The 21043-nt window shown below is 65.4% G+C and carries 20 protein-coding genes and 2 pseudogenes; 14 read left to right on the top strand and 8 right to left on the bottom strand.

Going from position 1 to position 21043, the window contains the following annotated elements:
* Nucleotides 1-12: 12 nt before the first annotated feature.
* The 8 genes from H7I57_RS33860 (at nt 13) to H7I57_RS23090 (ending at nt 8878) form a co-directional block, all read left to right on the top strand.
* Entirely contained in the window at nt 13-714 is a 702-nt protein-coding gene (locus H7I57_RS33860) for an EccA family type VII secretion system protein (protein ID WP_443678341.1), read from the top strand.
* The gene (locus H7I57_RS33855) at nt 689-1543 is read left to right on the top strand and encodes an AAA family ATPase (protein ID WP_264026332.1); all 855 of its coding nucleotides are present in this window, start codon (nt 689-691) and stop codon (nt 1541-1543) included. The genes H7I57_RS33860 and H7I57_RS33855 overlap by 26 nt, the downstream gene beginning before the upstream one ends.
* A 259-nt stretch (nt 1544-1802) precedes the next feature.
* On the top strand, nt 1803-2534 hold the full coding sequence (locus H7I57_RS23115; protein WP_036341820.1) for a hypothetical protein: 732 nt from the start codon (nt 1803-1805) through the stop codon (nt 2532-2534).
* Nucleotides 2535-2649: 115 nt separating this feature from the next.
* The gene (locus H7I57_RS23110) at nt 2650-3855 is read left to right on the top strand and encodes an ImmA/IrrE family metallo-endopeptidase (protein WP_264026329.1); all 1206 of its coding nucleotides are present in this window, start codon (nt 2650-2652) and stop codon (nt 3853-3855) included.
* Nucleotides 3856-3877: 22 nt separating this feature from the next.
* Entirely contained in the window at nt 3878-5083 is a 1206-nt protein-coding gene (locus H7I57_RS23105) for a tyrosine-type recombinase/integrase (protein WP_264026327.1), read from the top strand.
* On the top strand, nt 5067-7295 hold the full coding sequence (locus tag H7I57_RS23100; protein ID WP_036341822.1) for a tyrosine-type recombinase/integrase: 2229 nt from the start codon (nt 5067-5069) through the stop codon (nt 7293-7295). Before H7I57_RS23105 ends, H7I57_RS23100 begins: the two co-directional genes overlap by 17 nt.
* Nucleotides 7292-7693 carry a DUF6262 family protein gene (locus H7I57_RS23095; RefSeq protein ID WP_036341823.1) on the top strand — a complete coding sequence of 134 codons (402 nt, stop codon included), beginning with the start codon at nt 7292-7294 and terminating at the stop codon, nt 7691-7693. Before H7I57_RS23100 ends, H7I57_RS23095 begins: the two co-directional genes overlap by 4 nt.
* 705 nt (nt 7694-8398) lie before the next feature.
* Nucleotides 8399-8878, top strand: a complete 480-nt coding sequence (locus H7I57_RS23090) for a hypothetical protein (RefSeq protein WP_036346424.1) — start codon at nt 8399-8401, stop codon at nt 8876-8878.
* Between the two features lie 32 nt (nt 8879-8910).
* Here the strand turns inward: H7I57_RS23090 and H7I57_RS23085 are convergent, their stop codons facing one another.
* Together H7I57_RS23085 and H7I57_RS23080 are read right to left on the bottom strand one after the other, a co-directional pair.
* Nucleotides 8911-10446 (bottom strand): multicopper oxidase family protein, encoded by a 1536-nt coding sequence (locus H7I57_RS23085; RefSeq protein WP_036341824.1) that lies wholly within the window; start codon nt 10444-10446, stop codon nt 8911-8913.
* A 4-nt stretch (nt 10447-10450) separates the two neighbouring features.
* Nucleotides 10451-11221, bottom strand: a complete 771-nt coding sequence (locus H7I57_RS23080) for an arsenate reductase/protein-tyrosine-phosphatase family protein (protein ID WP_036341825.1) — start codon at nt 11219-11221, stop codon at nt 10451-10453.
* A 274-nt stretch (nt 11222-11495) separates the two neighbouring features.
* Between H7I57_RS23080 and H7I57_RS23075 the strand changes: the two genes are divergently transcribed.
* The 4 genes and pseudogenes from H7I57_RS23075 to H7I57_RS33845 all read left to right on the top strand — a co-directional run bounded on the left by H7I57_RS23075 (nt 11496) and on the right by H7I57_RS33845 (nt 15016).
* Nucleotides 11496-13058 carry a multicopper oxidase family protein gene (locus H7I57_RS23075; RefSeq protein WP_036341826.1) on the top strand — a complete coding sequence of 521 codons (1563 nt, stop codon included), beginning with the start codon at nt 11496-11498 and terminating at the stop codon, nt 13056-13058.
* Nucleotides 13059-13157: 99 nt separating this feature from the next.
* Nucleotides 13158-14483: an APC family permease gene (locus H7I57_RS23070; protein WP_036341827.1), complete on the top strand. Its 1326-nt coding sequence runs from the start codon at nt 13158-13160 to the stop codon at nt 14481-14483.
* 25 nt (nt 14484-14508) lie between these two features.
* Nucleotides 14509-14679: pseudogene (locus tag H7I57_RS33850) on the top strand (hypothetical protein); the annotation flags it as partial.
* 106 nt (nt 14680-14785) lie between these two features.
* Nucleotides 14786-15016, top strand: a complete 231-nt coding sequence (locus tag H7I57_RS33845) for a hypothetical protein (RefSeq protein WP_237752724.1) — start codon at nt 14786-14788, stop codon at nt 15014-15016.
* Between the two features lie 4 nt (nt 15017-15020).
* Here H7I57_RS33845 and H7I57_RS23060 read toward each other — a convergent pair whose 3' ends face one another.
* Complete coding sequence (locus H7I57_RS23060; protein ID WP_036341828.1) at nt 15021-15326, bottom strand: Rv3488 family transcriptional regulator; 306 nt, start codon at nt 15324-15326, stop codon at nt 15021-15023.
* 437 nt (nt 15327-15763) lie between these two features.
* Between H7I57_RS23060 and H7I57_RS23055 the strand changes: the two genes are divergently transcribed.
* Nucleotides 15764-15970: a helix-turn-helix domain-containing protein gene (locus H7I57_RS23055; protein WP_264026320.1), complete on the top strand. Its 207-nt coding sequence runs from the start codon at nt 15764-15766 to the stop codon at nt 15968-15970.
* A 10-nt stretch (nt 15971-15980) separates the two neighbouring features.
* On the opposite strand, the gene H7I57_RS23050 is transcribed toward H7I57_RS23055, so the two are convergent.
* The 4 genes and pseudogenes from H7I57_RS23050 to H7I57_RS33575 form a co-directional block, all read right to left on the bottom strand.
* Nucleotides 15981-18956 carry a DEAD/DEAH box helicase gene (locus H7I57_RS23050; protein WP_264026319.1) on the bottom strand — a complete coding sequence of 992 codons (2976 nt, stop codon included), beginning with the start codon at nt 18954-18956 and terminating at the stop codon, nt 15981-15983.
* A 125-nt stretch (nt 18957-19081) separates the two neighbouring features.
* Entirely contained in the window at nt 19082-19390 is a 309-nt protein-coding gene (locus H7I57_RS23045) for a hypothetical protein (protein ID WP_264026318.1), read from the bottom strand.
* A gap of 58 nt (nt 19391-19448) precedes the next feature.
* The gene (locus H7I57_RS33580) at nt 19449-19616 is read right to left on the bottom strand and encodes a hypothetical protein (protein ID WP_264026333.1); all 168 of its coding nucleotides are present in this window, start codon (nt 19614-19616) and stop codon (nt 19449-19451) included.
* Nucleotides 19617-19662: 46 nt separating this feature from the next.
* Nucleotides 19663-19809 (bottom strand): annotated as a pseudogene (locus tag H7I57_RS33575) (class I SAM-dependent methyltransferase); the annotation flags it as partial.
* Between the two features lie 656 nt (nt 19810-20465).
* Between H7I57_RS33575 and H7I57_RS23030 the strand changes: the two are divergent.
* Nucleotides 20466-20720 (top strand): aminoglycoside 6-adenylyltransferase, encoded by a 255-nt coding sequence (locus H7I57_RS23030; protein WP_308204395.1) that lies wholly within the window; start codon nt 20466-20468, stop codon nt 20718-20720.
* Between the two features lie 4 nt (nt 20721-20724).
* On the opposite strand, the gene H7I57_RS23025 is transcribed toward H7I57_RS23030, so the two are convergent.
* On the bottom strand, nt 20725-21043 hold a 319-nt coding region (locus H7I57_RS23025), incomplete at its 5' end, for a transposase (protein WP_264026316.1).

The following is a 21043-nucleotide window of genomic DNA, read 5'->3' as shown; positions in this document are numbered from 1 at the left end:
GACCACCCGGCCATCACCGAGGACACCCAAGCCGCCCAATGGCGTCAATTCATCACCGCCACACTGCACTACCGCACCCGGCGTTGGCCGGATCTGCTCGCCGCCACGGCGGTGTCCCCGCCGCCGGAGGCAACCTATGTCCTGGAACCTGTCAGCGCCGCGGTCGCGGCGCTGACCGCGGCGGCCTCCGCCAGCCTGGGACAGTTCCAAACCGCACTCGACACCGCNGACAAGATCCACACCGACAACCCCTACGTCAGCGCCGATGTGGCGCTCACCCGCGGCTGGTGCCTGCGTGAACTCGGCGACCCCGACGCNGCGCTGGCNGCGTTCCGCGCCGCCGCAGTGGAGGGGCAGTTGNTGCCCGCGGCCCAGCAGGCCATCGACGACCCCAGCTACCGCCTGGTGGTCACCGACCCCGAAACCATCGCCACCCGCACCGACAAGTGGGACCCGGCCACCGAGACCAGCCGCGCCCAGCGCGACGCGGCCGCACTGGCCGAAGAGCAGAAGCACCGACCCCGAAACCATCGCCACCCGCACCGACAAGTGGGACCCGGCCACCGAGACCAGCCGCGCCCAGCGCGACGCGGCCGCACTGGCCGAAGAGCAGAANGAAGTACTGGCCAACGCCAAGCGCCGCCTCGACGAACTGATCGGACTGGAGGNCCCCAAAGAGCAGATCGCGGTGTGGCGCACCGAAATTCAGATTGATCAGCTGATGGCCGCGCAGGGTGATGAAACGTCGTCGACCGGTGAGAACCACATGGTCCTGGAAGGTCCGCCTGGGACGGCGAAAACAACGTTCGCCCGCATTGTCGCCGAGATCCTGTTCGGCTTGGGCAAGATTCAGCGCCCCGAGGTCATGGAAGTCACCGAGGAAGACCTTGTCGTCGGCTACGTCTCTCAGACCGCGCAGCGGATGAAAGAGGTTTGCGAAGAGGCGTTGGGCGGGGTGTTGTTCATCGACGAGGCCTACCGGCTGGTGCCGGAGACCGAGGGCCACAGCTTCGGCAAGGACGCCATCAACACGCTGCTGAAATACATGGAGGACTTCCGCGACCGGCTGGTAGTCATCGTCGCCGGCTATCCCAAAGAGATGCGCCGCTTCCTGGCCGCCAACCCAGGCCTGGCGTCGCGGTTCAACTTCACCCTGACCTTCACCAGCTACACCGCCGACGAAATCGTGGCGATCGGGCGCCACATCGCGGGCAAAGAGAAGATCGCAATTGCCGAGGAGGCGTGGCCCATGCTGCATGCCGAGGCCACCCGCTTGCGCGCCACACCGACCGACGCCGGCACCGCGCTCGATATCGCCGGCAACGGCCGCTACGCCCGCAAGGTGGTCGTTGCCTGCAAACGGGAGCGCGCTCGGCGACTCAGCAGTAACACTCCGGAGGAATTGGCCGCCCTGGCCGCCGCCGATCCGTCGCTGCTGGTGGTCAACACCGATGACATGGCCCGCGCCCTGGCCTCCTCGCAGAGCGGCGATATCAGCGCCGCGCCGGCGACATCCGTCGCTGCTGGTGGTCAACACCGATGACATGGCCCGCGCCCTGGCCTCCTCGCAGAGCGGCGATATCAGCGCCGCGCCGGCGACATGACTGCCCATAGCGGCCCGGCGCAGCCCTCGAAGCCTCACTTTGCCGCGACCTACTTCTCCGACCGCTTATCAGGGGATACGCTCATTCATACGATCTACAATACGTGTCTACCTGCGTATTTATCTACCGACACATGTATCCTCTTAGGTGTGGATAGCCAGAAAAATTTCGAGTTTGGACGGCGTGGCGCGACGGTAAATGTGGGATACCGGGGTAAAAATTCACCCCATGGAACTACACGACAATCCCCAGCTTTTGGTGGAGACGTTCGTCGAGCAGCATGGCCTCGTCTTAGGGGAAACGCATGGCGATCTCTGTGCGCGGTTGGCGGAGGTCCCGGACCGGTTCGTGGATCAGGGCGACGACCCTCGGGGTATCACGGTGTCGTGCACATTGCTGGAGACGTTGCTGTTCTCAAGGTGGCGGCGACAGACCGAGGATTCAACGTTAAAAGCCATCAAGGGCAACGGGTTCGGGATCGTCTTGGTCGACGGGAAGGGAACCCGAATTGGGGTGCGAAAGCACCCCCGCAACTGGGACGGCAGCCTGCTCGAACCGGTGCCGTATGTGCCAGGCGGGGCTCAGCTGAGCCTCGAGGAGGAGTTGGGGCATCCGATCGGCGGCGAGGATGGCATTCCGGAGCCGCCGGGTTATCGGCAATACGTGTTGTGGTGGCCGGGCAGTCTGGGCCTGGGCGGTGCGGTGCTGGCTGCGGGTGTGCTCACCGACAAGGTGCAGGTTCTTTACGCCAGAACACCGTTGCCGGCACCGATCATGGAGCAGCGCTCCAAGACGATCTCCATGAGGGATGCACTGGAGAAGGGCGCTGGGCAGGGAACTTCTGGAAAGCGGCGCCGGGACGAGGATTTCGCCGGTATCGACGGAGTCGCCGAGGACACGCAGGAGGAAGCACCACCGGAATCGTCGTAGCCCTCATGCACAGTGTTGGGTGCATGAGAGGTCCCCAACCAGGTGATGTTGAATCGAGCGCACGATGATTGAGGTTTTTGGTGCACGGGTCCGGCAGGCCCGTCTTCTGCGACGAATGACAGCAACTTCTGTGGTGGGCCTCGCGGGTTGGAGCAACGCCCGCCAGACGAAGATCGAAAAATCGCCGACTATCTTGTTGTCTTTTCATGAGGTGGAGCGTTTGGCTGAGCTGTTCCGGTTCCCTGCACGGTTTTTCAGTTCAGAGCCGCAGTCTCGGGTATCGGCGGGCGAGTTGCTGTTCCGGGCGCCGAAGTCGATGACGGTCGGTGAGCAAGACTTCTTGGCGACGTTCGCCTCCCTGGCCGGCGATTTTCTGGGCGGTCTGGATGAGATGTCGAAACTGCCGCCGGTGAAGATCCCCTCGGTGAGCGACGAGGGCCCGCGCCGTCCGAGCCTGGTTCAGGCCGCGGGGCGGCTGCGTGAGGCGATGGGTCTGGAACCCGATGAGCCGCTGGACGATTTGATGTACGAAGCAGAACGGCTGGGCGCCCCGGTAATTGTGCGGCGCCGGGCTCCCGGCGAATGGGAGAGCGAGTTCGCGGCCACGCCAGGGCGGGCGCGTGACGAGAGGCACCTGGGCTATTCGAGTTGGGTGGGGCGGCACCGGGATCGCCCGCTGGTGGTGCTGCGTGAAACAGAGTCGTGGGAACGGACCCGCTTCACCGTGGCCCACGAGTTGGGGCATCTGGTATTGCACAGTCGCGCATACTGTTCGGTCAACTCCAGTGAAGAGCTGGAAGCCAACCGGTTCGCCACCGAGTTGTTGGCGCCGGTCGCGGCGATTGCGCCGGAACTGCCGCGGGTGATGTCGCTGTTGAACCTCAAACCGCTCAAGGACAAGTGGGGATTGTCGCTGGGTTCGCTGATCATGCATATGCGGGACTCCGGTTTGATCGATGCGAAGCGTGCGAAAATGCTGACCACACAACTGCATTCGCGGATAAACCCTGAGACGGGTCATACCTGGGGCATGACGGAGCCGGGGTGGAATGAACGAGATCCCGAACGGCCCCGGCTGCTGCGCAAATGGGTGGAACGCTGCTACGGCGGCGCGTCTGTGCCGATGCTGGCCGCTCGCGAGTCGCTGATCTTCCCACCTGATCTGCTCGATTGGTTTCTGGCGACTCAACGACCTTCTCCTGGGACCGATCGGCACCCGGTGGCCGCCAGCGCCGGCTCCAGCGGCGCGGTCAGTGCGGCGCCTGAGTCCATGCCGCAGGTGGTCCGGCTCGACGACTTCCGCCGGGGTAAGACCCCGTGAACGCCAAGGGAGGATGCTGAGGGTGGCGCGGGTGCAGCGGTTGTGCTTTGCGGACCGGCCAGACACCTACAGGGTGGTCGGCGGCGACCAGCTGCCTGTTGCTCCTGCTCGGGAGTATCTGCAGTTCCTCGCCGACCGGGGCGCATCTCCGAATACCGTGCGGGCCTACGCCTACGGGTTGGCGGCGTGGTGGTCGGTGCTCGAACACACCAACACCGCCTGGGATGACTTTCCTACCAGCCTGTTCGGGCAGTTCCTGTCGTATCTTCGCACCGGCGATCTCCCGGGCACTGCCCGCATCGGCGACCCGGAGCCGGGGATGGCCGAGTCGGCGCTGCAGCCGCGGGGCGCTGCGGTGTTGTCGATGTACCGCTACTTCGCCGACGCCCACGATTTGGACCGCCCGTATCGTCGCCTGTTTTCCTCCCATGCCCGGACCTCGCGTTCCCGCTACGCCCCCACTCTGAGCGGCATCGGGCCACAACGTGACCGTGACGTGCCGCTGCACCGCCGTCGGGCACCCAGTCGCACCGAGACCCCGGTGCTGCTGCCGGTTCAGGTCAACGCCATCCTGGACGGCTGCAGTGTGCAGTCAGCATCCGGTGAGTGGACGGGCAGCGCGGCAGGCTTGCGCGACCGCTTGTTCTTCGCCGTGCTGGCCGAGACCGGCATGCGGATGGGCGAAGCGTTATCGCTGCGCCACAACGATTTCCATATCAGCGGCGGCGGCACTCCGTCGATTGCGGTAGCTGGCCGTGATGACCATCCCCACGGCGTGCGCGCCAAATCCGGTGCGCGGCGCATCTACATCGGCGATGACCTGGTCGCTCTCTACAGCGAGTACGTGTGGCAGCTGGTCGGGTGGGGCGCCGATATCGCGGTCGACGACCTGGCGACGCACTTCGTGTTTGTGAACCTGGCCCGCGGCCAACGGTATGCACCGCTGCGCCCGGAAACCATCTACGACAAGGTCGAAACCATCAGAACAGCCCGCGCTGATGTGCTGCCGCAGAACTGGACTCCGCACTGGCTGCGTCACACCCATGCCACCGCCCTTCTGTTATCCGGCGTGCGTGAGCACGTGGTGATGCGCCGCCTGGGCCACGCCGACGTGCAGACCACGCTGTCGATCTACGGCTGGGTGACCGCCGACGCCGAGATGCGTTCGGTCGCTGAGTGGAAGAACTACGTCGCCGGCTGGAAAGTGAGCCATGACCCGACCTCATGACAGCCGCACCGTGGCTGCGGACTCAGCGGCGGCCACCGCGTGGACTCGGCAATGGCAGCAGGTGCCCGAACAGTGGCAAACCTTGCGTTACCGCATCGACACCACGCCCGCCGACACGGTGTTTCTGCGCAACCAGCGCTACCTGAACAGCCCACAGGGACACGACTTCACTCCTACCGAAGTGCCACAACGGTTCTGCCAGGAGATGGCGTGGTGGGTGTGGCTGTGCGGCCAGGAAGGCTTCCGCAAAATCGAACCGTCGCTTCTGAAGTGGACCGGCCGCGCCCTCACCGACGCGGCCGCCGAATATCACCAGCGTCATCGCCGCGCCCCGGCGAGCATCGCCGACCTGGCGGCCGAGGACATCGTGCGCCACGCCGTGCTGCGGTTCGAGCGCCGTAACACTCGCCTGCCCTCACCGGGGGCACGACGCCAGGTCACCAGCTTCATCGAGCATCTGCATCTTCATGTGTCGGTGCGCTGCACCGACACACCGTGGTGGGCCCACGACATCTGGGATCTGCGGGCCGACCCCCGAATTCCCCAACGCGAACACGAACCCAGCCACGACAGAGTCGTCAAGCTATCGGCGATCCAACCGCTCTGGCTACGCGAGGGTGTGCGGTTCTGGTTGCGCACCTCCTTGACCGGAGAACTGTTGCGATGGTCATCGGTCGCCGAGCGGGCCCGCGATATGGCCAGGCACCTGGGTCCGTTCCTGGCCGCCCGCCACATCACCGACCCGCTGCTCACCGAGGACCGCGCCGCGCTGCGGCTGCTGTTCACGGAGTTCTCCGACTACCTGAAATCCCCAGCCGCAGCGGTCAAACCAGACAGGCCGCTGTCGCCGTCCGCGGTGGACACGACCCAGTCCCAGACCCAGGTGTTCTACGCATTCATGGTCGATCACGCCGAGGAGGCCGCCGCAGCGACCGGTGATGCACGGTGGGCGCAGATTACCGACACCTACACCCGGCTGTGGGGTGCGGCGTTTCGGACCCGACGCGCCAACCGGTACCGGGAGCTGACCTGGTTCTCCACCTCGGAACTGCAGCAGATGCTGTGTTACGTCGATGTACTAGCCGCCGACCGAGGCATGCCAGTGGCCATCACCCACCCCGATGCGACCATCTCCGTGGTCGCCGGCCTCGGCGACCCCCAGGCCGCGCGGGTGTGGCTGCTGCAAGCACTGACCGGGCGGCGAGCCTCGGAGATCCTGATGCTCGACTTCGACCCACTGTCATCAATCCCGGGCCAGGAACGGCCCACCGACTCCGACGATCCCGACGCGTTCGTCGCCAAACTGCGCTACCAGCAGACCAAAGTCGACGGAGTGTTGCCCACCATCCTGGTCGAGCAGGCCGTGGTCAACGTGATCAGTGAACAGCAAGCCTGGATTCGCCGACGCTACCCCGATCTGAGCCCGAAGTATCTGTTCCTCGGACTGCGCCACCAGCATCAGGGGCAGCGGCCCCGCACCTACCAGTCCTACGGCGTGACACTGAACAAACTCGACAATATTCACGGCCTGACCGATTCAGCCGGGCGCCCACTGCGGTTCAGCCAAACCCACCGGCTCCGCCACACCCGCGCCACCGAGCTACTCAACGACGGCGTGCCGATCCACGTCGTGCAGCGCTACCTCGGACACGCTTCCCCGGAAATGACACTGCGCTACGCTGCGACGCTGGCTGCCAAAGCGGAATCAGAGTTCCTGCGACACAAAAAGATCGGCGCCCACGGCACCGATGTCGCGATCAGCCCCTCCGACATCTACGATATGACCCAACTCGCAGCGCGCACCGACCGGATCCTGCCCAACGGTGTGTGTCTGCTGCCGCCGCTGAAGACCTGCGACAAGGGCAACGCATGTCTGTCATGTGGACATTTCGCCACCGACACCACCCATCTCGACGAACTTGTTGATCAACGCGCCAAGACCGTGGCGCTGATCGACGTGCGCCGCGAACAGTATCGACGACGCAGCGGCCGCGAGCTGACCGATGACAACGTGTGGATCCACGAACGTCGCCGCGAGATCGCGTCCCTGGACGCCATTATCGAACGCCTCCACACCGAGACCGGCGTCGCCAAACAAGGCAGCAGTGTTGGCGGGGCCGGAACCAGCAACCGGCTACCCCTGTTGCAGATCAAAACCCGCGGTAGCCACGAATCTGCCCTGCGCAAAGCTGACCCCGGCAGCACCGGATGAGACAACGCCCTCCGCCGCCGTCGGACAACGCCCGCCGGGCCCTGGCGAAGTACCGCGAATCCGTGTCCAAGGACAAGCGCCGCGACATCGAGCAGGCCATCAAACACCTGCGCAAGGTCAACGCTCCCATCAACATCTCGACCGTCGCCGCCCGCGCCGGCGTGCAACGCAAGACCGTCTACAAACACGATGACCTCGTGGCCGTCATCGACGCTCACCGCCACCACCGTTCATCCGCCGACAACGCCTCCACGACACGTGAGACCAGCATCATGGCTGCACTGCGCACCCAGTTGGCGGCCAAAGACACCGAAATCCGGACACTGAGAACCAAGCTCGCCGAACAGGAAACGACGATCGCGCTGCTCTACGGACAACTCGACACCCACACCACCTGACGGACATTATCGTCGCCTCCAGTACTGACCGTCCTTGATCTCCTCGCCGTCGTATGGCGGGCGCATTCCCCCGACATCGGCTGTCGGGCTTGATGTTGACGGATGACCCACTCGCTTCGACTACGCAACGAACAGCGCATCCGAACAGCCAGATCGCGGATCCTGGCGGCCGAATTCCCGACCGCAGCGCGGAATCCAACATGGGAATGCCCTCCGGTTCTCCGTATCCAAACGCTGCGCCTTCCTCGAATCGCTGTCCCGGCCAGTGAGTTGTCGCCGCACAGATGCCGAGAACGCAACCAGCGCCAGGGCATCGACGCCTTGGCCTGCCTAGATACCCAGCGGCACGATGTCGGTATGCGATATCGCCGATCGATATTTTCTTGATTCTGCACTAGCATTGCGCTTCGTGGCTTCTACCGGAAGTTCCCGGCCCAGTCGACTGACCCCGTCGGTTAGCTTGGGCGCACTACCGGATGCGTTGGCATCTGAAGGCGCAGGCCCTACGGTTCCGTCTCGGCCAACAGGCAGGACCACATTCGGTCTGCCGGCTCCTATCCCCACGCTTGCGCCTGCCGCCGTCGCAGCCGAACTGCGCCTTTGCGCCTTGGCTCAACGCAGCAGGGCGCAACAGCGTGCCGGTGCCCGTCGTGTCGCAACGGCAGCCTGTCGAAAGACCTGACCCAGAACCCCGTTAGGTGAGAAATGTTCAACGATTTCGAGCTCGCCGAAGTGTTGTGGGACATGGCTGAGCCGTGCCTGACAAACGCCGACCGATCCGCCATGTGCGTCGCCCTGCATGCTTCGGAGTCCTTCCTGGTGATCGTCACCGCCGTGCGCGCACTCAACCAACGGCAGCAGCGCCTTCCTCGCAATGTCTTTGTCGAGTTTCAGAATTGGTTGGGCGCGTTGCCCGCGCTGAATGCCGACGATCCGTGGTTTCCGACCTGGCTGGAACTTCACCTCCTCGCATCGGGGATGCAACCGTCAGACGAAGACACCGATATCACCGCCTACGTATACGGTGACGCGACACTGTGTTACTTCATTCTGGACGAGGCCGGGGTCGCCGACGCGCCGTATGACCGTCAAACCGACGCGCTACGACGATGGCTGGCGGTGAACCGACCCAGTCCGGCGTTGCGCGCCGACCTGAACGCGAATGGCTTTGGACATCTCCTCTGAGGACAATCCCAATACCTACCTCCGCTGCCAGCTCAGCCGTGCGGCATCGAATGTCCCGGTACCGATGGCGGGGGTTGGCCCGGCGCCACGACGCGAAACTGTCCCATCATTCCGGTGTCCTCGTGGAAGAGCAGATGGCAGTGGTACATGAACGGATTGACCGAATCGCCGTAGCCGTTGAAGCGGACCGCCACGCGGACCGTGGTCTGCGGGTAGATGAACACGGTGTCCTTCCAGCCTGCCAGCTCGGGCGGTGGGGCCTGACCGGCGATGTCGAGGACACGGAACTGGGCGTTGTGCACATGGAAGTTGTGCGGCCAGACACGGTCGCGGCCGACCACCTCCCAGATCTCCGTACTGCCCTCTGGCACGTCGAAGTCGATGCGGTTCATGTCCATGAGCTGGTCGTTGATCTTGAAGTTGTTCTTGCCGTTGGCGTCGGTGCCGCGTTGCAGCCGGAACTCCCGCCGTGTGGCGTCGGCGGGTACAGCTGCAGCGGGCAGCGTGGCCAGCACGGCCGGCAGCGGCGCTGCATCGCGCAGTTGCGGGTCGGGTCGCAGTTCGAGAACGTCAAATGAATCGGTGTACCCGAAGCGCTCCCGAAATGTCTCGTCGGGCCACTTGTCAATTGGGAAGGCGTGCAGCAGGATCGGTTCCCCGGGGTTGAGCTGCACGACGATCTCGGCCCGTTCGGCCGGGCTCAACTGGATGCGGGTCAGCGAGACCGGCTTCTCCAACAACCCGCCGTCGCTGGCGATCATCGCGAACGGGCGGTCGTCGCTGAAGCCGAGGTTGTAGACGCGCCCCACCGATGCGTTGAGCAGGCGCATCCGCAGCTGCCGGGTGCTCGCGTCGAAGTACGCCCCTGCCAACCCGTTGGTGGCGATGGTGTCGCCGAGCAACCCGATGTCGTCGGGGTCGGATTCGTCGAGCGCACCGTCCGGGGTGAATTTGTAGTCGGCGATGATCACTGGAATGTCATCCACCCCATAGGTGTTCGGAAGTCCCTGCGGCTCCTGGTCGTCGTCGATGAGGAACATGCCGGTCAGGCCGCGGTACACATGTCGCAGCGTGGCGCCGTGCGGGTGCGGGTGATACCACAATGAGGCCGCCGGCTGATCTATCGTCCAGGTCGGCCGCCACTGGGCGCCGGGCTCGATCGGCTGGTGCGGCCCCCCATCGAAGCGGGCAGGTAGGTGCATGCCGTGCCAGTGACTGGTGGTGGTCTCGGGAAGTTGGTTGTCCACCGTGACTGCGACGGTCTCTCCGCGTCGAGCGCGCAGTGTGGGGCCGAGCATCGACCCGTTGTATCCCCAGGTGGGCGTGCGTGTTCCGGCGACAATCTCGGTCTGACCCGGTGCCGCCCGCAACGAGAAATGCCGCGCCCCGCCCTCCACGGTGGATGGTGCAAGCTGCGGGATGGGCAACCGACGATCGAATGGGCGAGCGGGGATCCTCGACGTCGGCGTGGTAGACGCCGGAGGTGATTCGCCGGTGCCGCACGCTGCCACCAGTAGTCCCGTCGCGCCGATGCCCACCAGGAACGTCCGGCGGTCGATTCCAGGCATCGGATCACACCTCTCTGTGATGGGCGGTGGCAAGGACCGGCAGCAGGTGCCGGACCCGGGTGTTGATCTCGGTGGCGGTCCTTTGGAAGGCCGGGTAGCTGCCCTCGTCGGTGTCGGCCGCCGTGGCCGGGTCGGGGATGCTCCAGTGAACGCACCGTGGGTCGTGCTCGAACTCGGGACACGCTTCCTTGGCTTTGTCGCACAGGGTGATGACATGGTCGAATCGGCGACCGGCGAGGGTGTCGAGGTGGCGGGGCTGCTGGGTGGAGATATCGATACCGAAGTCGTCGTGCAGTACCCGCACCGTGTTGGGGTGCATGATGGGTTTCGGTCGGCTGCCCGCGCTGACTGCCTCGACCCGGCCGGCGGTGTGATGGAGCAGCAGCGCCTCGGCGATGGCCGAGCGTGCGCTGTTGCCCGTACACACGAACAGCACCGTCGCCCGTGCGGCCAGATCGGATACCGGTGGTGCGGGGTGCATGCGCAGCGCTGGGTGCAGCGCGGCGCCGGCGCCGGCCAGGCTTTCGGCGCAACGGTCCAGATCCAGGTGGTAGTAGCTGTCGCGGCCGTCGAAGCTGCTGCGTGTGGCCGTGACCAGCTCGCCGTCGCGCAGCAGCCGCAGGTGATAGGAGATCAGGTTTTGTGGCACCCCAACCCGCGTCACCAACTCGCGAACCCGGTAGTCGCTGTCGGCTAGTTCGCCCAGGAGACGCCAACGCACCGGGTGCGCGGCCAGGCCCACGAAGTCTGGGACGGCTTGACTCGGCGGCAGCACACACCCGAGGGTACATCAAACTGAATTGATTGATGTACGGTGATCCGCGAGACCGATTGCCGTGGTGGACCACAGGTGCGGAAATACGTATCAATTTCCGATATCGATCCCCGTAATTCGCCGGGCTGTCAGTCCATGGACGCGTCGCCTGGATAGATTCACTTGGAAGGGTGGGCCGTAGAACTTGACTGAGCCGAATGCAAGCAACCCGGGGGTCAGCGCGAACGCTGATTCTTCGGCGTCGAGTCGCCTTCGTCGCTTGGCGATGAGAACGATGCGGTGGCGAACGCTGGTGATCATCGTGGGCGCGGTCGCGGCAGTGGTCGTCCTCGTGGTCGCGGCATCGTTCGCATATCCGTATGTGCGGGGTACGGAGTACGTGAACGAGGGTGTCGCTCTTGAGCATCCCCTCGCCATTCCGCCGCTGCTGGAGCCCGCGATCGTCAACGGGGAGAAGGTGTTCTCGCTCACCGCGAAGAGTGGTCGAACGGAGCTGATGCCGGGCGCTGCCTCCGAAACGGCCGGCTACAACGGAACCCTGCTCGGTCCCACAATCCGCGCGCACCGGGGAGAACGTGTCCGCGTCGAGGTGAACAACGAACTGGGCGAAACGACGACCGTGCACTGGCACGGCATGCATCTGCCCGCCATCATGGACGGCGGCCCGCATCAGCCCATTCCTCCGGGTAACACCTGGTCACCGCACTGGACGGTCAACAATGCCGCGGCCACGCTGTGGTATCACCCGCATACGATGGGCAAGACCGCCGAGCAGGTCTACTCCGGACTTGCCGGCATGTTCATCGTCGACGACGAGAACAGCGATGCGCTCGGCTTGCCGAACATCTATGGTGTGGACGACATTCCGCTGATCGTGCAGGATCGAAACTTCGACGACACCGGGAACCTCACCTATGTCCGGGACAAGGCGCAAGACAACTTCGGCGCGATGGGCGACACCATCCTGGTCAACGGCACCCACGGGCCCTATCTCGACGTGCCCAAGCAGCTGATCCGGCTGCGCGTGCTCAACGCCTCCAACGCCCGACGCTATGACTTCGGGTTCTCCGACGGCCGGCCGTTCCGGCAGATCGCGACCGACGGCGGACTACTCGAAGCACCGGTGGAGCGCACCCGGATGCTTCTTAGCCCCGGCGAGCGCGCCGAGATCATCGTCGACATGAGCCAAACGGATCAGCCGGTGACCCTGATGAGTCATGAAATCCAAGGCGCGGCCCCAATGATGCATCTCATGCGGACCCTCAGCGTTGGCGATAATGACGAGTACCAGATCTTCAAAATCCTCGAACTTCGCCCGCAAGGCACCGCGGCGACGCCAGGTGAGCTTCCTGCACGGCTCAACACCATCGCACCACTACGGGCCGAGGATGCCGCCCGGACTCGTCTCTTTGCGATGACCGACCGGATGAGCATCAACGCCAAGCCGATGGACCACGCCCGCATCGACGAGGTGGTGACGAAGGATGACATCGAGATCTGGGAGATCGACAACCGCGAGGCGCTCTTCTATCACCCGTTCCACATTCACGACGTGCAGTTTCAGATCCTCGACCGCGACGGCCGGCCGCCTTCCGACTACGAGCGCGGCTGGAAGGACACCGTCGTCGTCAACCCGCTGGAAAAGGTACGCGTGATCGCCCGATTCTCCGACTACGCCGACCCGCACACGCCCTACATGTACCACTGTCACATCCTCGAGCACGAAGACATGGGCATGATGGGCCAGTTCGTGGTCGTCGAACATCCGTCGGACGAGACAAGCGTCGTCTCGCCGCTCGACGGCACGACCGGGACGGATCATGGCCACGGCCACTAGATCCGGACAAGGATGCCGCGACACGACGCAGGCATACAGATATCGTTCACCGATATCGGGGACCGCAGCATTTATGGGCGTACACCAGGGAGTAGCAACATGAGTCGTCCGCCTGACACCAGTGGTGTAGCCGATGAGCTGCGACGTCGGCTAGGACTGTTCGACGCGGTGGTGATCGGGCTCGGGTCGATGATCGGCGCCGGGATCTTCGCGGCCCTGGCCCCGGCCGCACACGCGGCCGGCTCCGGGCTGCTGCTGGGATTGGCGGTGGCCGCAGTGGTGGCCTACTGCAACGCGATCTCCTCGGCGCGGCTGGCCGCCCTCTACCCGGCCTCGGGCGGCACCTATGTGTATGGCCGGATGCGGCTGGGTGACTTCTGGGGTTATCTGGCGGGCTGGGGGTTTGTGGTCGGCAAGACCGCATCGTGTGCGGCGATGGCGCTGACCATCGGGTTCTATGCGTGGCCGGCGCACGCCCATGCAGTGGCCGTCGCGGCGGTGGTTGCGCTGACCGCAGTGAACTACGCCGGGATACAGAAGTCGGCCTGGCTCACCCGCGCGATCGTCGCCGTCGTATTGGCGGTACTGACCGCCGTCGTTGTTGCCGCCTTCACCTCCGGGACCGCGGTCGCGGAGCGACTCGACATCGGTGCGGACGCATCGATCGGCGGGGTACTGCAGGCGGCGGGCCTGCTGTTCTTCGCGTTCGCCGGATACGCCCGCATCGCCACGATGGGTGAGGAAGTCCGCGACCCGACCCGCACCATCCCGCGTGCCATCCCACTAGCACTCGCCATCACGCTGGCCGTATACGCCATCGTGGCCGTCGCCGCGATCACCGTACTCGGACCGCAGCGGCTCGCGCAGGCCACGGCACCCTTGTCCGAGGCCGTGCAGGTCGCCGGCGTGCACTGGCTGGAGCCGGTGGTACGAGTAGGTGCCGCGGTCGCCGCGCTGGGCGCGCTGCTGGCACTCATTCTCGGGGTTTCCCGCACCACCCTGGCCATGGCCCGCGACCACCACCTACCGCACGCCCTGGCCGCCGTTCACCCAAAGTTCAAGGTGCCCCATCGCGCCGAACTCGCGGTCGGAGCGGTAGTGGCGGTGCTCGCGGCAACAGCGGATGTCCGTGGCGCGATCGGCTTTTCGTCCTTCGGCGTCCTGGTCTACTACACGATCGCTAACGCCTCGGCCTTCACCCTCGGCCCAGGCGAGGGCCGCCCGCCGCGCCTGATCCCGGTGGTGGGGGCGATTGGATGTGTGGTCCTGGCATTCGCGCTGCCGCTGTCCTCGGTGATCTCCGGAGCCGCGGTGCTCGGCATCGGGATCGCGGCCTACGGGGTGCGCCGCGTCATCACCCGCCGAACACGACAGGCCGGATCTGGCGATTCGCAACAACGCGCTCATCCACCAGAGTCTGGCTGAAAGGATCTGGAAGGAAGGACCATTCATGGTCCATAACGTGCAGTGGCTCACCCGACTGACCATCACTGACGCGTCCCCAGCGGTGCTGCTCATCCGCCTCTATGTCGGGCTGGTATTCGCTTCCGAGGGAACCCTGAAATTCCTGCGGCCCGACGAACTCGGGATTGACCGCTTCGACAAGGCTGGCATTCCCGAACCCGCGTTCTTCGCCCAGCTCGACGGGGTGTTCGAGATCGCCTGCGGTGTACTCATTTTGGCCAGGCCTGCTGACCCGGCTGGCCGCCGTACCCATGATCATCAACATGCTCGGAGCACTGCTGATCACCAAGCTGCCCATCCTGTGGGGCGGCGCCCCGCTGTTTCATGCAGAAAGCGGTTGGTGGGACTTCATCCACGAATCCCGCGCCGACTTGGCCCAACTGTGCGGCAGCGTGTTCCTATTCGTCGTCGGCGCCGGTAGTTATTCGCTCGATGCCCGACTGGCCCGCACAAGCCTCAAACCGACCGCCGGCACCGGGTCCGCGCCCAACTGAACGACTACACGCCCTTGTCGCCGAGGACTTCCCGAGCTAGCTCTTCTAGGGCCTTGCGGTCCTCGCGCAGCGCGCGCCTCCCAGCCTGCGTCACCCGATAGACCCGTCGGGTCCGGCCGTCGACGATCCGCTGTTTGGAGCTGAGCAGCCCGTCGGCCTCCATCCGATGCAACGTCGGATACAGCGTGCCCGGGCTGATGTCGTAGCCGTGACGGGCAAGCTCCTCGGTGATCCACGCACCGTGAACCCCATGCTCAGCAGCATGATGCAAAATGTGCAACCGAACTGCGCCACGCTGGAACTCACGCATCTATCAACCTCGCTCCCGAAGTGACGAAACCGATATCGGCATGCGAAATCTTATCTCACGAAAAGCGCCCGATCATCGCGAACGCCCGGCCGGGCATCTACCGCGGTTTCCCGCGCAGCCCCGCACTTGGTCGTCACCGCGAGCAGTCCAACCGCCGCAGAGTGAGCAATCCGGATCTGCATTCGCACTAGCCCAAGCGACATGCGGATCACCGTAGCCGCGAGACTCCGGCGGTCCTGATCAGATCAGTGGCTGGCTGGCCGAGGTGCGTGCGTGGGTATGAACCAATCCTAATCAGGAACACCATGCCACCGAGCTGTTCCCAGTTAGGAGAAATCGTGCCCGTCCGCCCTAACGGGGCACAGTCCTGCACACTCCAACCGAACCCCAGATAAGACCAGCTGGCCGCGCTCATCAAGGACAACCCTCGGGTTCGGATGCTCAATACCGGCCGCACCCGCACGACGAAACCGCTCACGGTCCACAAGCTGATCCGGGGTCACTGCCCGGAATTCAAGACCTCCCGCACTCAGTGGTACCGCCTCTACCACGGCGAGCGGGCACCGCGTGTCGACGAAGTGTATTGCGTGGCAAAGGTGTTTGGTGTCTCGCCCCGCTATTTTCTTCCCGACAGCACTGAGTGAGGCGCCGCAATCACCAACGCCAGCCGGCCAGCGTTTCCAGTCGGCGGCACCGCTCCTCGCTGAGCTGACCGGCGCGGTGCTTTTTGCGTTGGTCGCTGACCCATTGGCCAAGCCGGTGCCCTGACGGGGTAACCAACTTGCTTCCCGGGGTGGCCGCTCCGTGCTCGGCGCAGTACGCCTGCAGTTCGCGAAACCCCCTGTCCCACTGCGCGTCGAAGGTGTTCCACGCCCACCCGGGCAGGGCTTCCAGGCGGCCGATGCGGTCGGGGAAGTCCCGAGCCATCCTCCCGGTCCGGTACGCAGCACGTTGGTTAGATACCCAGTGCCCCAACGCCATCCCGGATGCGGTGCGGTAGTGCTGGCCCGGTGCGGCGTGGCCGTGTTCGTCGGCGTAGGCGACGAGCTGGTCATAATTCTCATCCCAGGCGGCGTCGAATCGCCGCGTCTCCGGCGACCAACCCGGCAACGACTGCAACCGCTTCAGACGCTCTGTCGACAGACGGCCGGCGCGGGCGGCGCGGCGCACTCCCCGTAGCCAGTCGGCAATGCTGGCACCGGTCGATGACACGTAGTCGGGCGGGGGATCGCAGCTGCGGTGTGTGGCGGCAAAGGCCGTCAGCGCGGCGAAGTTTTCCTCCCATCGGGCTTCGGCGAGGTTCCAGGACCAGCCCGGCAGCGCCTCCAGACGCCGGCAGCGTTCCGCGCTGAGCTTGCCCTTGCTACGGGCCTGACGCTGCGCGGTCACCCACGACGCCAAGGACCGACCATCGTCGGTCTGCTCGCCGCCCGGCGGGTTGGTATGCCCGTGCTCCGCGGCGTAGGCGGCCACCGCGTCGAACGCGGCCTCCCACGTGGGTCGGGCCCGATACTCCCAGGACCAACCCGGCAGAGACTCCAGCCGCCGGCACCGGGCACGGGCAAGCTTCGCCCGTCGCGACGGTCGCCGTAGATCGTGCACCCACTGGCCCAGTTCAACTCCGGCGTCGGTCACGTAGCCGATCGGCGGGCTGGCGTGACCGTGTGCGGCCGCGTACGCGGCGAGCTCCTCGAAGTAGTTCTCCCACTGGCGGGTTTGTCGGTGAGCCCAGCTCCAGCTGGGTAGATCTTCCAGGCGTTTGCGTTGGTCCTCGCGCAGCCGCTGCCGCTGCCCGGGCCGGCGCAGGCCGATCACCCATTGGTTGAGGTGAAGATTCGCGGTGCGCGGCGGGTAGGAGTGCCCGTGGGCGTCGGCATAGGCGGCCAGCGCAGCGAAGTTTGTCTCCCAGCGTGCGTCGACGACGTTCCACGCCCAGCCGGGCAGTCCTTCGAGTCGCTCGATGCGCTGCGGGAGCATCCGGCTGTGGCTGTGGGCGCGTCGCTGTCCGGATACCCATTGCCCCAGGGGGCGTCCGTCAGGAGTCGTGTACTGCTGCGGTGGGCTGGCGTGTCCGTGCGCGGCGGCATAGGCGGCCAGCGCGGCGAAGTTGTCTTCCCACTGCTGGGTCAAGGTGTCGACGGTGTGCACGCTGAAGGCGCGCAGGAACTGCTCAGCCAGCTCCGAGGGCAGGTCGGTGGGGATGAGGATGTCGACGAGGTCGGTGTGCACGGAGTCGCTGTCACCGGGCCCGGTCTCGCCCAGGGTGTCCCAGAGCCGGGTGAGATCGGCGCCGATGCTGGGATCGTGGCTTTGCAGCGCGAGCAGCACTTGCCGCGCTTTCTTGAATTGGCTGATGTCGATGACGGTTTCGGCGTCGAGGCTGTCGTCCACCGTCAGGGCCAGCACGATCAGCGCGGGACGGTCGTGGTGGGGGTTCTTGCGGATGGCGCGTCCGACGGCTTGGGCGACGTCGATGTCGGAGGACCGCGGCTCGGCGAAGAACACCGCGTCCAGGGCGGGAATGTCGATTCCCTCGGTGATGCAGCGCGCGTTGGTGACGATGTTCCATTGATCGGGCCGGTGCTTGCCGAGGGTGTCTTCGGCCGCGGCCTTGCGCTCCCGCAAGGGGGAGCCTCCGTCGATGTGGGTGATGTGGGCTTCGCGTCCGTCAGAGACGAGGCCGCGCGCACGCAGCAGCGCGTGGGTGCGGGCGAAGGTGGCGGCAAAGTCGCGGCTGGCGGCGATGGTGTTGTGGAAGGCCAGGACGCTGGAGAGCTGGTAGTCGTCGGCCGCTTGGGTCAAGGCGATCGCGGCGGCCACATGGTCAGCGCGGGCGCTGCCGTCTTCGCCGGCCGCGAGGCTGATCAGGCGGACATCTTTGAGGGCGGAGGCCACTGCCGAGTCGGTAACGGCAATGACAGCCACTTTGAACGGGCTGAGGATGCCGCGCTGGATCGCGTCGCGGGTGGGCAGTGAGAACACGCGCCGGCCGTAGAGGTCCGGGTTGTCCATGGAGGCGACCGCGTTCCGGCGTGGCCTGGCGCTGCCGCGGCTCGGCGAGGAACCGCGGGCGTGCACTTTGGGGGTGGCGGTGAAAAAAAGGCGGTGCGCGGCCGGGATCTTGTGGTCGTCGAGCACGACGGCGAACGGTTTGCCGCGCCGCCCCGCGGTGCGGTGGGCCTCGTCGCACACCATGACTGTCCAGGCCGGTGCACTAAACGCGCGGTGGGCCTCGACCAGGACCGCCGCCGATTGGTAGGTGGCGAAAACTACGCGCACACCTGCGGTGTCGGCCAGCCAGTGAGCCAGTTGCTCAGCGGAGGTGGTGCTGGGTATTGATAGCTCGTCGTCGGCGATGTCTTCGGGGTCGCTGATCTGTTGAGAGCACACCGCCAGCGCGGAGAACGGCATCGGCGCCTCGCCGCGCCACACCTGATAGGTCTGCTCCAGTAGGCCGAGGGTGGGAAAGGTCAGCAGGACCGTGCCGGGGGCGCCGGCGAGCAGCTTGGCCACGGCGTGCACCGCCATGAGCGTCTTGCCGGTACCGCAGCCAGATACCAGCAGCGCCCGGTGCTCGTCGGGGGTGACGGCGTCGACGGCGGCGCGCTGATAATCGCGAAGGGTCAGCATGGGACCTGCCGGATCGGGGTGGGTGGGACGTCTGTGACGAGCGTATCCGGCCTTCCGCGTCCCGGTTGTCACCAAATTGCGCACCTACGCTGGGGGAACCGCCTGTCCGGCGGGGCGGTTGCGTGTCAGTGGGTGTCGGAGGCGGGGCCGTCGTTCGTGCTGGCGCTTGCTGGCGGTGACACCGGCACAAGGTGGCCGCGGGGATCGGTGGTGTAGCCGGCGGGCGGGTCCAGTGGCAACGGCACGATCTCGCCACCGATCTCGGCCGCGTAGGCCGCGGCGTCATCAGCTTCGGCGTCGGTGAACACCCGCACCGCCGCAGGCTTACCGTCGACGCGCACCAGCATCGTGAAGTCGGCCACCGTCACCTGGTCGGTTCTTCTGCGCGGCTTCTGCACGACATGCTGGGCGGGGGCATCGCCGGGTTCGCTCACCCGCCCAGTGTGGACGTGGGGCCCGACAAGGGCCGGTCCTTACTTGCGGGAGAAGTGTTCAGGCCCGCATGTTGGCGAAGGGTCGCCGCCCGTAGTGGGCGCGAAACTGGGCGATCAACGCTGTTTCGGTGGCGGCCGCGGCGGCGTCGTCGGTGACGCGCCAGCCGACGCGCAGCTGAGCGTGGTCGCTGAGCTGCCAGATCCGCCGTCCGCCGCTGTGGCCCACGGGTTGGCCGGCTGCGCGGTGAGAGATCGATTCCTGAGACCTCAATACCCTGCGCGGCAAGGTAGGCCGTGACCGTTCCTGGTCCGCAACCGACGTCGAGGACCGGCCCGATCGGTGCGACGGTGTCTGCGAATGCGTCGATGGCTGCTTTGTGCCAGGGATGGGTGCGGATGTCGCCGGTGCCCGTTGTCATCACCATCGTGACGTAGTTGTCGGCCACGCGGTCATACGAGTCACGAACGGTGTCGAGATCGGCAGGTTGCGCACTTGGTCGCATATACACACAGGTGATGCTAGTGATGGCCACCGACGGTCACCCTGTCTCGTTTCTACTTTCTTCCGAACCGCCGCCGGTGTCCTCGCGAAGGCCTATAGCCAATCTGGTTGTGGAGGCCTCTCATGAGACCGGCGTCGTGAAGATGCTGGCGGTGGTTCACCCTTGCGGCCCGGCCGTCGGCAACGCCTATCTCGTTTCCGGACCTGGAGTCCATTCTCTAGACCGTGCGTGTCGCGGCGGGGTCGCAAGGGTTTTGGTCGGTGGGATTGGCCCGTGGTGCTTGCCCGTCTGCACGGATAAAACGCATCAACGTTCTTGAGCCGAGAGTCTCTGTCATAGGCCGGCGCCGTGCGGGTTCGCGCCCATCACCCGAGCCTCCAGAACGTCCGTATCTGTCGCCCGCCGCCGGATCAAGAACGAACGGCTTGCCGCCGTCGGGTAGCGGTAGTGCTTGCCAGCAGGTCGGCAATGGTTAGCGGCGCCGAATGCCCAGACCCAGCCCCGGTGTTCACTGGCCACCACAACTACGTCTGCCTTTCGACGCACGGAGGGGCGTGGGGCCGCCGCTCTGAATGGATGATGGGGGTATGGACTACACCACTGCGCTCGATGCACTTGTCAGGTGGGCCGAATGGACGGACAGTGTGCGTGGCGTGCTGGTCACGGGGTCAGCGGCTGTCGGCGACGTACATCCTCTGTCGGACCGCGACATCGAGATTTACACCCACGACGTTGAAAGCCTGCTCGAAGACGAGTCATGGTGGAACGGGCTTGGGTCAAGTCCATGGACGTGGTGTACGACGTCGTCGTGTGATTCTTCGAGGTGATGGTTCAGGCGGGCAGTGCCGCGGGAGTGGTCTCCTGTTCTGTTGTTGAGTTCTGGTCGGCTCGGGATTTGCTCAGGACGTCGATGCCGAGGTAGCGCCGCGATTCGGCCCATTCGTCGTGTTGTTCGGCCAGAACGGCTCCGACGAGGCGGATCAGCGCGTTGCGGTCGGGGAAGATGCCCACGACGTCGGTGCGTCGGCGGATCTCCTTGTTGAGCCGTTCAATAGTTATCTGTAGTCCGGCGGTCGGGCAGGGTTGTGACCTGCTGGTTTGCGGTGTGGACGGTGTCCGCGACGTGCTCTTGGCGCTCGGTTGTCGCCCA

It is taken from the genome of Mycolicibacterium pyrenivorans, from assembly GCF_025821625.1.
GTDB lineage: Bacteria > Actinomycetota > Actinomycetes > Mycobacteriales > Mycobacteriaceae > Mycobacterium > Mycobacterium pyrenivorans.
The sequence above is the reverse complement of the archived record's forward strand: the minus strand, read 5'-3'. Positions and strand labels throughout refer to the sequence as shown.